8 protein-coding genes are annotated in these 12,125 nt (G+C 71.4%); 2 read left to right on the top strand and 6 right to left on the bottom strand.

All coding sequences use genetic code 11. The features are described from left to right. Nucleotides 1–59: 59 nt before the first annotated feature. Nucleotides 60–1,163, top strand: coding sequence for a glycoside hydrolase family 99 protein (locus tag ABGA99_RS00200; RefSeq protein WP_347580703.1), 1,104 nt, complete (start codon nucleotides 60–62; stop codon nucleotides 1,161–1,163). A 46-nt stretch (nucleotides 1,164–1,209) separates the two neighbouring features. On the opposite strand, the gene ABGA99_RS00195 is transcribed toward ABGA99_RS00200, so the two are convergent. Beyond that, on the bottom strand, nucleotides 1,210–3,324 hold the full coding sequence (locus tag ABGA99_RS00195) for a DNA topoisomerase IV subunit B (RefSeq protein ID WP_347580702.1): 2,115 nt from the start codon (nucleotides 3,322–3,324) through the stop codon (nucleotides 1,210–1,212). Nucleotides 3,325–3,756: 432 nt separating this feature from the next. Here ABGA99_RS00195 and ABGA99_RS00190 point away from each other — a divergent pair, with 432 nt between their 5' ends. After that, complete coding sequence (locus ABGA99_RS00190; protein ID WP_047018479.1) at nucleotides 3,757–3,987, top strand: hypothetical protein; 231 nt, start codon at nucleotides 3,757–3,759, stop codon at nucleotides 3,985–3,987. A gap of 174 nt (nucleotides 3,988–4,161) precedes the next feature. Here the strand turns inward: ABGA99_RS00190 and ABGA99_RS00185 are convergent, their stop codons facing one another. The 5 genes from ABGA99_RS00185 to ABGA99_RS00165 form a co-directional block, all read right to left on the bottom strand. Further along, nucleotides 4,162–5,004, bottom strand: a complete 843-nt coding sequence (locus tag ABGA99_RS00185) for a serine protease (protein WP_347581893.1) — start codon at nucleotides 5,002–5,004, stop codon at nucleotides 4,162–4,164. A gap of 187 nt (nucleotides 5,005–5,191) precedes the next feature. After that, on the bottom strand, nucleotides 5,192–7,573 hold the full coding sequence (locus ABGA99_RS00180; protein WP_347581892.1) for a hypothetical protein: 2,382 nt from the start codon (nucleotides 7,571–7,573) through the stop codon (nucleotides 5,192–5,194). Further along, nucleotides 7,548–8,501 (bottom strand): patatin-like phospholipase family protein, encoded by a 954-nt coding sequence (locus ABGA99_RS00175; RefSeq protein WP_347581891.1) that lies wholly within the window; start codon nucleotides 8,499–8,501, stop codon nucleotides 7,548–7,550. Before ABGA99_RS00175 ends, ABGA99_RS00180 begins: the two co-directional genes overlap by 26 nt. Nucleotides 8,502–8,778: 277 nt before the next feature. Further along, complete coding sequence (locus ABGA99_RS00170; protein WP_347580698.1) at nucleotides 8,779–10,368, bottom strand: RNA polymerase sigma factor; 1,590 nt, start codon at nucleotides 10,366–10,368, stop codon at nucleotides 8,779–8,781. Nucleotides 10,369–11,056: 688 nt separating this feature from the next. After that, entirely contained in the window at nucleotides 11,057–12,061 is a 1,005-nt protein-coding gene (locus tag ABGA99_RS00165; RefSeq protein WP_347580697.1) for a FadR/GntR family transcriptional regulator, read from the bottom strand. Nucleotides 12,062–12,125 lie beyond the last annotated feature (64 nt).

Below are 12,125 nucleotides of genomic sequence, written 5' to 3'. Positions count from 1 at the left end.
CCGGGCTCCCGGTCCACCCCACGGGCCGGGAGCCCGTCCCCCAAGAGAGGAGCACCACCGTGACCACCCGAAGAGCCTTCCTCGCCGGCGCCGCGGGCGCCGGCCTCGCCGCGGCCGGCGGCCTGCACCCCGCCGCCGCGGCTCCCGCCCCGGCCGGCGGCACGGCCGGGACGCGCGCGTCCTGCGCCGCCGAGCCGTCCCCGTACGTGCACGCCTTCTACTACTCCTGGTACGGAAACCCCGACCACCACGGCTCGTGGGTGCACTGGCAGCAGGGCGGGCACACCCCGCCCGACGACATCGGCGCCGACTTCTACCCCGTCCTCGGCGCGTACGACTCCGGCGACTACGACGGTGCCGTCGCGCAGCACATGGCCTGGGCGCGGCAGGCGGGCATCGGCGTGCTCGCGTACAGCTGGTGGGGCCGCGGCGGCTACGAGGACCGGCTCGCGGCCGGCGTGCTGGACGCGGCGGCGGACCAGGGGCTGCAGATCGCCTGGCACATCGAGCCCTACTCCGGGCGCGATGCGGCGTCCGTCGTCGACGACGTGGCGTACCTGGAGGAGAACTACGGCGCCCACCCCGCCTACCACCGGGCGGCCGACCAGGGCGGGCGCTGTGCGTACTACGTCTTCAACAGTCTGAACGTCACCGACTGGGCGCCGATCGCGGCGATCCGGGACAGCGCCCTGGTGATGGCGCAGACCACGGACGTCTCCCGCGTCACGCACTTCGGCGGCATCTACACGTACGACGCCATCGCCGGCGCCAACGACCCGGACTGGGGCGGTGTGGCCGCCTGGTGCCGGCAGAACGGCTACGTGTGGGCGCCGTCCATCGGGCCCGGCTACCTCGACGACCGCGCCGTGCCGGGCAACACCTCGCCGACCGTGGACCGCGCGGACGGCGAGGTGTACGACCGCAGTTGGGGCTACGTGCTGGACCCGGCGAAGGGCGGTCCCGCCGACTGGGTGACGCTCACGTCGTTCAACGAGTGGCACGAGGGCAGCCAGTTGGAGCCGGCCGCGGCCGCGCCGCCGCAGCCGGTCTACGTCACGTACGACGGCGCCTACGGGCGTACGGGCGCGGCGGCCGAGACCGCGTACCTGGACCGGACCCGGCACTGGGTCACCGAGTTCGAGACGGCGTCCGGCCGGGGCTGAGCCCGGAGCGGGCCTGGGCCCCGGCCGGAACCCGCCGGTCCGGGGCTCAGGTGTCGATCCGAGAACGGTCCAGGGTGGCCGCCGAGTTGGTGATGAACTCCTTGCGGGGTGCGACCTCGTTGCCCATCAGCAGGTTGAACACCTGCTCGGCGGCCTCCAGGTCGCTGATGTTGATCCGCCGCAGCGTGCGGTACCGCGGGTCCATCGTGGTCTCCGCGAGCTGGTCGGCGTCCATCTCGCCGAGGCCCTTGTAGCGCTGGATGGAGTCCTTGAAGCGCGTGCCCTTGCTCTGCAGGTCGAGCAGGGTCTCGCGCAGCTCGGTGTCCGAGTACGTGTAGATGTACTTGTCCTGGCCCTTCTTGGGCTGGGTCAGCTCGATGCGGTGCAGCGGCGGCACCGCGGAGAAGACCCGGCCCTCCTCGACCATCGGGCGCATGTAGCGCTGGAAGAGGGTGAGCAGCAGGGTGCGGATGTGCGCGCCGTCGACGTCGGCGTCGGCGAGGAAGATCACCTTGCCGTAGCGCGCCTGGTCGATGTCGAACGTCCGCCCCGAGCCGGCCCCTATCACCTGGATGATCGCGCTGCACTCGGCGTTCTTCAGCATGTCCGCGACGGACGCCTTCTGGACGTTGAGGATCTTGCCGCGGATCGGCAGCAGGGCCTGGAACTCCGAGTTCCGCGCGAGCTTGGCGGTCCCCAGCGCGGAGTCGCCCTCGACGATGAACAGCTCGGAGCGCTCCACGTCGTCGCTGCGGCAGTCCGCGAGCTTGGCGGGCAGCGAGGAGGACTCTAGCGCCGTCTTGCGGCGCTGCGCCTCCTTGTGCTGCCGGGCGGCGATGCGGGTACGGGCCGCGGCCACGGCCTTCTCCAGCACGGCACGCGCCTGCTGCTTGGCGTCGCGCTTGGTGGAGGTCAGGAACGCCTTCAGCTCCTTGGCGACGACCTGCGCGACGATCCGGGAGGCCGCCGAGGTGCCCAGCACCTCCTTGGTCTGGCCCTCGAACTGCGGCTCGGCGAGCCGGACGGTGACCACGGCGGTCAGGCCCTCCAGCGCGTCGTCCTTGACGACGTCGTCCTCGGCGACGCGCAGCAGCTTCATGCTGCGCAGGGCGTCGTTGACCGTGCGGGTCAGGGAGCGCTCGAAGCCCGTGACGTGGGTGCCGCCCTTGGGAGTGGCGATGATGTTGACGAAGGAGCGGATCGTGGTGTCGTACCCGGTGCCCCAGCGCAGCGCGATGTCGACGCCGAGGTCACGGGTGACCTCGGTGGGCGTCATGTGCCCGCGGTCGTCGAGCACCGGGACGGTCTCCTTGAACGTCCCCTGCCCGGAGAGCCGCAGCACGTCGCAGACGGGGCGGTCGGGGGCGAGGAACTCGCAGAACTCGCTGATCCCGCCATCGAAGCGGAAGGTCTCCACGGTGTGGTCCGCCTTGTCGGCGGAGCGCTCGTCGCGCACGACGAGCGTGAGACCCGGCACGAGGAAGGCGGTCTGCCGTGCGCGCGCGTGCAGGTCGTCGAGCGAGAGCGCGGCGTCCTTGAGGAAGATCTGCCGGTCCGGCCAGAAGCGGATACGGGTGCCGGTCCTGGTCTTGGGGATCTTCTTGCCCTTGGTCATGCCGCTCGCCGGCTCGAAGGCGGCGTCGGCGCCCTTGCCGGAGAACCGGCCGGGGACGCCGCGGCGGAAGCTCATCGAGTGCGTCCTGCTCGACAGGTCGACCTCGACGTCGAGCCGGGCGGACAGCGCGTTGACCACGGAGGCGCCGACGCCGTGCAGGCCGCCGGAGGCCGCGTACGCGCCGCCGCCGAACTTGCCGCCGGCGTGCAGCTTGGTCATGACCACCTCGACGCCGGACAGCCCGGTCTTCGGCTCGACGTCGACGGGGATGCCGCGGCCGTCGTCGTCGACCTGTACGGAGCCGTCGGCGGCCAGCAGGACGTCGATGTTCCGGCAGTACCCCCCCAGGGCCTCATCGACGGAGTTGTCGATGATCTCCCACAGGCAGTGCATGAGGCCGCGGCTGTCGGTGGAGCCGATGTACATGCCGGGCCGCTTGCGGACTGCCTCCAGACCCTCCAGGACGAGCAGGTGCCGCGCGGTGTAGTTGGAGCCGTCGCGCTCGGCGGCGGCCAGCACGGACGGCACGGACGTGTCGGCGGTCACTCAGTTCGCTCCTCGCTGAATTCGGGCCCGGGTGGCGGTGGCGGGCCTCATCTGCCGGTCAGAGGGTACCGAGGCTCTATAGAGCCGGTACGCAGCCACCCGCATGTGACTCGATACTAGTCCCGCTTCGAGTGCATGTTCGATCCCTCGGAGGGGTGATTCGTTTATCACGTTCCCTTACGCGCATGAACCATTTAGGCTCCGGGCACGTCCTCATGAACAACCGGCAACCCAGCCGGGGAGGTCAAAAAGGACCAAATGCGCTCAATACGGCACAAGCACGACAAGCATTACGGCTCATCCGCCGCCACCTGGCGACATCGGACCTGGTGACGAAGGCTTTCCCGATCCACTGCCACGAGCGGGAACGTTTTCGGCCTGGTTGGATGTTGACCCTGGTACGACAGCTCGTCGAGCTAGAGAAGAGGCGACGTGACTACTGTTCTGACTCCCGCAAGCCCGCTGACGGCCGCCGACCGGTGCGACCGCTGTGGCGCCCAGGCTTACCTGCGTGTTGTCCTGACGAGCGGCGGCGACCTGCTCTTCTGTGCGCATCACGGCCGTAAGTTCGAGCCGGAGCTCAAGAAGATCGCTGCCGAGATACAGGACGAGACGGAGCGGCTCCAGACCACTCCCGCGTCGGCATCCGCCGACGAACGCTGACGCGCCGACGTCAGCCCGACGAGCCTCGTGCGGCCCCCGGGCCGGACATGGGCGGTCATTCCCACTGGGGGGTGGCCGCCTCGTCGGTTTCCGGGGCGGTACGGGCCCCTACGATCGGCTGGCGCGGCGCGAAGGCAGACACGCGGAGAGAGCCCTGAAGGGCGTCTGCGGTCCTCAGGGGGTCTTGACCGGCCTGTGTGCCGTGACGGTCTCCACAGCCGCCGAGATGCGCGTATAGACGCCCGGGCGGCCCTTGTCACCGCAGCCCTCGCCCCAGGAGACCAGGCCCACCAGCCGGCCCTTCACGACCAGCGGGCCACCGCTGTCGCCCTGGCAGGCGTCCGGGCCACCGCGCATCATCCCCGCGCAGACCATCGACGCGGCCAGGTAGCGGCCGTCGGGACTGCCCGGGTACGCCCGCTCGCAGACGGTGTCCGGCAGCACCTCGACGTCCGCGGCGTGCAGCCTCGTGGGATAGCCGGCGTTCCCCCCGGTGTCCCCCCAGCCGTAGACGCGGGCCCGTGAGCCCGGCTCGTACGCCGGGTCGTCCGGCTTCTCGGCCAGCTTCAGGAAATCCCGGGCCTCGGCCGGGTCCTTCAGGAGCAGCACGGCGAGATCGCCCGCGTTGGTCCATGCGTCGTAGTCGGGGTTCACCCAGACCCGTTCGAGGGCGAACTCCCTGCCCTCGGTGCCCGCGAGGTCACCGCGACCGGCCACGACGCTCAGATCGCCGACCTTGCTCCAGTGCTTGCCGAGGGTCTCCTCGGCGAGGCAGTGCGCGGCCGTGAGCACCACCTTCGGGGACACCAGCACGCCCGCGCAGAACTGCCCCGACCGCTCGTCGCCGAAGAGCGTCCGGCTGGTCAGCGCGACGGTCCAGGGGCTGTCGTCGATACGCACCGGGTGCCCGCCCACCACCACACCGTCCGCCGCCGCCGGCGGCGCCTGCCCGAGGACGGCCGGGGGCAGCAGCACGGCGACGGCGGCGGCGACGATCGAGCGAAGACGCGGACGCATGGGGTCTCCCTGACGGCGTGAGGCTTGCGGTCGTGCACTACAGCCTCATTCAGCAGGGCGCGGGCCGCACCTCAGTCGCGCCGCCCGCGGGGCCCCGAACGCCCCGCGTGACCTGCGAAGACGCGGGTCACGCGAGAGCGTGGCATCCGAACGACCCACGGCCCCGGGAGATCCCGGTGGCCCGCGGTCACGGCGTCGCCGGTGCCGCCGCCGGGGCCGCCCCCACCGCCGGGACCGCCGTCGCCGCCGGGGCGGGCAGGTGGCGCAGCCGCTCGGAGGCCAGACAGGCGCGGGTCAGGATGGTACGTACCTCGTCGGCGGCGCTGCCGCTGCACCGGGCGAGGTAGAAGATCACGACGTTGATGGCGGCGACGGAGCCGGCGTAGATGTAGACGTCCTTCGCCGTGCCCACGTAGATCGACAGCCCGATGCCCCAGCACGCCACGGAGTAGAAGCCCGCCGTCAGCGTCCAGCTCCAGAGCGCGTCGAGGCCGGCGATCCGGCCCTTCGGCACGGTGCCCAGTTGTCTGCCGCGGGCCTCGGCGATGGCGGCACGGGCGAAGACCAGGCAGGCGGCGTTGCACAGCGCGGTGGAGAGGATGCCGATGGCGGTGCAGACGGGCCACCAGTCGCGGTGGAACAGCGTGGTCGACAGCACCAGCACGGCGGGGATAAGGGTGAACAGCCGCATCGCGACCTCGGCCAGGAGGGCCCTTCGGCTCAGCCGTCCCTGCTCCCGGCCCGCGACGAGCGGGGTGAGACCGGCGAAGAGGTTCTGGTAGTACCGGGCGCCGGCCAGCAGGAAGCTCATGCCGACCAGCCGCACCGGGGCGTTGGCGGAGTGGTCGGGGATGGTGTAACCGTCCAGCCGCAGGGCGTCGAGCAGCGGGAGTTCCTCCTCGCCCGCGCTGTTGGTGCGCTGCAGCAGGGTGATGTAGTTGTTGCCCCAGCTCCAGTTGAGGTCGCGCAGCCAGTACGTGATCACGATGCTGGCCGCGACGTACCAGGCCGCGGCCGAGAGCCAGGAGAAGAAGAGCAGCCAGCGCACGTGCATGCCGCGGTGCGGGTCGTGGTAGAGCGCCTGGGTGCGCCGGATCCGCCACATCTGGAGCTGCTGCCTCGGCGCCCCGGCGAGCGGCGTGTACAGCCGGACGAAGCGGGTGCCGGCACTCTGCGCCCGGGTCGCCTCGACGGCCGCCAGCTCCTCTGCGTAGAAGTGGAGCAACTGCGGATAGAGCCGTTCCCCCGGCTCGGGCCGGAACAGCAGCAGCCGGTTCTCCGGGACGCGATCGGTGAGGTCCTCGATGAAGCGAGCCAGCAGGGGCGTCTCGGCGTAGAAGGCGTCGGGTACGGTCACGGCGCGCGCGCCTGCTCCGGCCGCCTCGCGGTGCTCGCTGCCGATCGCGATGAGGAGCTGCCCGACGGAGTACAGGTCGGCCTGCCGGGGGTCGACCACCATGGTCTCGCTACGCACCTCGGGCGCGACGAACGCCGCGTCCGGGCCGCCGGAGCCCGGGACGGTGTGGGAGTAGAGGTAGTTGACGCCGAGGTCGATGAGGACGAAGCGGCTGTCCCCGGCGCCCGTACCGCTTCCCGGTCCGGAACCCGAGCCGCTGAGGATGATGTTGGACGGGGACAGGTCGCCGTGGCGCAGGCCGCACCGGTCGAGCGCGTCCAGCACCCCCAGCAGCCGGGGCCCGAGGTCGCGCAGGAGATCGAGCCGGATGCGGGTGCTCTCCGGCTGCCGGCTCAGATACTCCGCCAGCGTCTCGCCGGGCACGAAGTCCATCAGGATCCACCGCCCGCTGCTCGCCCACGCGCGGGCCAGCGGCAGCGCTTCGGTGGCCGCCTCCTCCCCCGCGCGGACGTTGCCGTAGCTGGAGCGGTACTCGCGGGTGGCCCGGACGATGGTCGGCACCCTCAAGTACGGGTAGACGATGCACTTGAGGGCGAACGGGATGCGTCGGCCGTGCGCCTGGCGCAGCGGGAGGCCGGTCAGGATGAACGACGTCGTGCCGTGGCGGTGGAACCGCAGGGTCTCGATGTCGACTTCGCGCCACGCGTCGAGCGTCACGGCGTCGTCGTCCGCGCTGCCCTCCACGTCGGGAATGGCGACGTCGGGCGCGTACAGCGTCTGTATCGCCTGCCGTACGGCCGGGTCCGCCACCGCCGGCACGCACAGGACCGCGCAGTCGTGCGGCGTCCGCTCCCCCTGGTCGTAGCGGCGCTGGTAGGAGTGCGCCAGCGACACCAGGGTGAGGAGGAGCAGGCCGAGATATCCCCCGACCGCCCGGAACTCGTGGCGAAACGCCTCCGGACGGGCGGCGAATTCCGTACGCCAGCGGGCCACCTGTTCGATGACCGTTTCCCACGACTGCTCGAACTCGCCGCTAAAGCTGTGCGCCTCGAACGGCAGGGCGAAAAGGACCCGGCTCCAGTCCTCCCGGCCCCACTCGCCTAACTCGTTCTCTTCCGGGGTCGCGGTTCCCGCACCGCCCGGTGCGGGTGTGGTAGCGGATAAGGCGCGGATGATCGCGCGGAGATTACGCGCGCTGCCGGTTGTTGGCATCGTCCTTCGTCACGATGGTCAGTTGGGGAACGGCGCGAATGCGGCCGTTCTTTATCAGCGCCGGGTCTTTGCCCTCGACGGCGCAGAACATCACCTCGTACCCGCCGCGGGCGCCGCTGAGAATCCGGCCGGGATCCAGCTCGTGCCGCTTGACCTGCGGCATCCACGACATGGGCGCGAGGTCGAGCACGTACGGGGCGTCACCCGGCTCCGTCATCCGCCGCTGCAGCATGACGCGCTCGTCCCGGTAGCGTTCGATGGCCTCGCCGTAGCCCCTGCCGAGGCCGTCGCGGATGCGGTCGAGATGGCGGATGGCCCAGCGCTGCGAGACGGACAGCTTCTGCGCGGGCGGCTGGATGGGCCGGGTGCTCAGGGACAGCACGTGCGTGCAGCCGTCCTCCAGCGCCAGCTTGTACGGGTGCGGGGTGAGGACGCCGCCGTCGACCGCACGGGAGCCCCGGAAGTCGGCCGTGCCGCGCAGCGCGACGGGGAGCCAGGCGCTGGCGATGAGGGCGGCCCGCAGGTCGGCGCGCGAGGTGAAGTCGTTGACGGCGGCGGTGCGGATGTCGTCGACGAGGGTGACGGCGACGTGCAGCCGCGTCGGGGAGTCGATGACCTTCTCGTACCCGAGGGGTTTGACGTTGTCCACGACCTCGAACGCGTAGTCGAGGTCCATGATGCGGCCGCGCAGCACGCGCCGGAAGTCGACGAACGTCCGGGTGGCGAGGTCGTCGTAGTAGATCGAAAGCGGATACCACGTCTCGCCGTTGAGGAAGTAGGCGCTGTTGATGGCACCGGAAGAGGCGGAGTATATGGTGTCGAACGCCTGATTGAGCCCGCAATCCTCCAGCGCGCAGAGCATGGCGGCCGAGACGACGCCACGGATGCCGCCCCCCTCGACGGCCAGCCCGATCTTGAGGTCGTCCACCGGCTTGTCGTGCGTATGTCCCTTTTCCCGGCGACGGCGTAAGGCAGTCAGCACAGGATGGTCCGCGTGCCACGGCATGGCACTACTCATGAGTCATGTCCTCCCTGAGCATCCGAGATTGTCACGCCCGGCAAGTGGCGTCAATTCCCGGAGAGTTCACGAATTCGTACCGTCTTCCGCACCTATCGCGGACGCACCGGCCCTTCCGCGACACCGGCGACGGAAAACGCCCCCGACCCGCGGCAGGGCAGGTCAGGGGCGCTGAAGAGCACTCGGCTCAGTCGAGATAGTCGCGCAGCACCTGGGAGCGCGACGGGTGCCGCAGCTTCGACATGGTCTTGGACTCGATCTGGCGGATGCGCTCGCGCGTGACGCCGTACACCTTGCCGATCTCGTCCAGGGTCTTGGGCTGCCCGTCGGTGAGCCCGAAGCGCATGGAGACCACGCCCGCCTCGCGCTCGGAGAGCGTGTCGAGGACGGAGTGCAACTGCTCCTGCAGCAGGGTGAAGCTGACCGCGTCGGCCGGGACGACCGCCTCGGAGTCCTCGATGAGGTCGCCGAACTCGCTGTCGCCGTCCTCGCCCAGCGGCGTGTGCAGGGAGATGGGCTCACGGCCGTACTTCTGGACCTCGATGACCTTCTCCGGGGTCATGTCCAGCTCCTTGGCCAGCTCCTCCGGGGTGGGCTCGCGGCCCAGGTCCTGGAGCATCTGGCGCTGCACGCGGGCCAGCTTGTTGATGACCTCGACCATGTGCACCGGGATGCGGATGGTACGGGCCTGGTCGGCCATCGCGCGGGTGATGGCCTGCCGGATCCACCAGGTGGCGTACGTGGAGAACTTGTAGCCCTTGGTGTAGTCGAACTTCTCGACGGCGCGGATCAGACCGAGGTTGCCCTCCTGGATGAGGTCCAGGAAGAGCATGCCGCGGCCCGTGTAGCGCTTGGCGAGGGAGACCACGAGGCGGAGGTTGGCCTCCAGCAGGTGGTTCTTCGCGCGGCGGCCGTCCTCGGCGATGATCTCCAGCTCGCGGCGGAGCTTGGGCGCCAGCTTGTCGGCGGCGGCGAGCTTGTCCTCGGCGAAGAGACCGGCCTCGATGCGCTTGGCGAGCTCCACCTCCTGCTCGGCGTTGAGCAGGGGGACCTTGCCGATCTGCTTCAGGTAGTCCTTGACCGGGTCGGCGGTGGCGCCGGCCGCGGCGACCTGCTGGGCGGGGGCGTCGTCCTCGTCCTCGTCGGAGAGCACGAAGCCCTCCGCCTCGGCCTCGGCGGGCGGCTCCTCCTTCTCCAGGGAGCCGTCGTCCGGGCCCTCGGAGCCGGACTCGCCGTCCTTGGCGGCGCCCTTCTTGCCGGCCGCCTTCTTGCCCGTGGCCTTCTTCGCCGCGGTCTTCTTGGCGGCCGCCTTCTTGGCGGTGGTCTTCTTCGCGGCGGCCTTCTTCTCCGGCTCGTCCGCAGGGTCACCCAGGCCCGCGGGCACCGGATCGTCCATGGGGGCCTCCTGGACCGCGTGCGCCGTGGCCGTGGCCGTGGGCTTCTTCGTCGCGGTCTTGGCGGGGACGGCTTGCTTGGCGACCGCCTTGGTGGCGGTCCGTTTCGCCGGGGTCTTCGCCGGCACGCTCTTGCGGGTGCGCTTGGGCGCCTCTGCGGCACTGACCATCAGTGTCACACCCTCCTCTTCGAGGATCTGATTGAGGCTGCGCAGGACGCTCTTCCACTGGGTGGGCGGAATCTGGTCAACCTCGAAGGCACGACGCACGTCATCACCGGCGATCTGCCCTTCGGCCTTCCCCCGCTCGATGAGTGCCATCACGGACTCAGCTTCGGCGATCTCCGGGGGGAGCGTACGGGATGTGCTGGCCGACACGAACAACCTCTCGAAACGATGGGAACGACCGGTGGCGGGGATGGACCACCGGCGTAGAGGCGGAACCGCGATTCGCGCGCCACCACCTCTTAGGTCATCGCGCCTTCCCGCACAGCGTTACGCCCAATCCACGTGGCCCAGGTCACAATCTACCGCCACCGGCGCGGCGGCACGAAGGCCGCCCGGCAGGCGCCGGCCCGTCCGGGCGCCCGGAGGGCGTGCGGACGCCCGGGCGGAGCGCACCGTACGCCCGCTGTCCGGCGGTTGCGCGCCGGGGCGCGCGGGGCGCGCGGGGCCGGTGGGGCCCGGTACCGCCGGGCGGGTGCTCCGGGCCGGTGGTCCGGCGGCGTTCCGGGGTCTCCGAGTGGCGTCCGGGCCGGCTCCGGGGGTGGTCCGTACGCGCCGGGGCGGGGCGTCGCCGTACGTCACCGAGGTCTTCCCGCAACGTGTCCGCAGGCGGTCGTCCGGGGGTTGCCCGGGCCCGCTCCCGCGGTCGGCTGGTGTGTTCCGAGGCGGTCCGGCGGTCGGCCGGTGGTTCCGGGACCGTCCGGGGGTCCGGCCGGTGGGCCCGGGGACGCCGGTCGGCCGGGCCGGACGGAGCAGGGCGCCGCCGTCCCCCGGCCGGGGCCGGCGGCGGTGCCCGTACTCGTACCGACGGGGGCGCGGGGCCGGGGCCTCGCGCCCGTACCCCGCCTCAGTGCTCGCGCGGTGCCGGCACGACGCGGTCGCCCGCGCCGATCTCGGTGTGCACGCCCAGCAGCTGCCGCATGGCCGACTCGGCCGCGGCGCCGTCGCCGCTGCCCAGCGCCTCCACGATGTGCACGTGGTGGGTGACGGACGCCTCGCTCGGGCGGTCGCAGCCGCCGGCGGGACCACCGGAGACCTGCAGCGCCGCGGTGACCACGCCGGCCAGGTGCTCCAGCATCCGGTTCCCCGCGACCTGCAGGACCAGCGCGTGGAACTCGGCGTCCGCACGGGCGAACGTGACCGTGTCGCCCTGCACCAGCGCATGGCTCATGATCTCGGCCATGTCCGTCAGCCGCTGCTGCACGGCGCCGCGGCCGTGCCCTGCCGCGAGCCTGGCGGCCAGCGGCTCGATCGTCCAGCGCAGCTCGCACAGCTCCCGGCGCTGGTCCTCGCGCTGCGGACCGAAGGCCCGCCACTCGATGATGTCCGGGTCGAGGAGGTTCCAGTCGCTGACCGGGCGGACCCGGGTGCCGACGTTGGGGCGGGCGCTGACGAGGCCCTTGGCCTCCAGCACGCGCAGGGACTCGCGCACCACGGTGCGGGAGACCTCGAAGCGCTGCCCGATCTCCTCGGGCACGAGCGGACGGTCGGCGCCCAGATCGCCGGAGACGATCATCTGGCCGAGCTGCTGGACGAGTTGGCCGTGGAGGCCGCGGCCCCGGCTGGTCGCCGCGCGGCGGCCGACCCGGCCGATCTCCGGCTCCCCGGCGTCCCACGCGGGCGGCGCGGGAGCGGCGGGCGGCCCGGCGGGGCCGGGAGCGGCGGCCGGGGGGACCGGAGCGGCGGGGGCGGCGGCCGCGGGGCCGTCCGGGTACGGGTAGCGGTCCAGGTCCCCGGGGCCGGCGAAGCCGGACTCGGAGGAACGGGCCGTCATCATGGTCTGCGCAAGGGTACTCACCACACCTTTGTCGGCGGACTCCCAGGCCGCCTTGAGGGCTTTGGTGAAAAGCACACGAAAGGGTGATCGCCCAGCGCCCCTTCATTGACGCCGCGGCGACCTCAAACCGGTGGGAAAC

Origin of the sequence: Streptomyces sp. B5E4 (assembly GCF_039871555.1) — a bacterium.
GTDB lineage: Bacteria > Actinomycetota > Actinomycetes > Streptomycetales > Streptomycetaceae > Streptomyces.
Note: the sequence above shows the minus strand (reverse complement) of the source record. Positions and strands in the feature narration are given on the sequence as shown.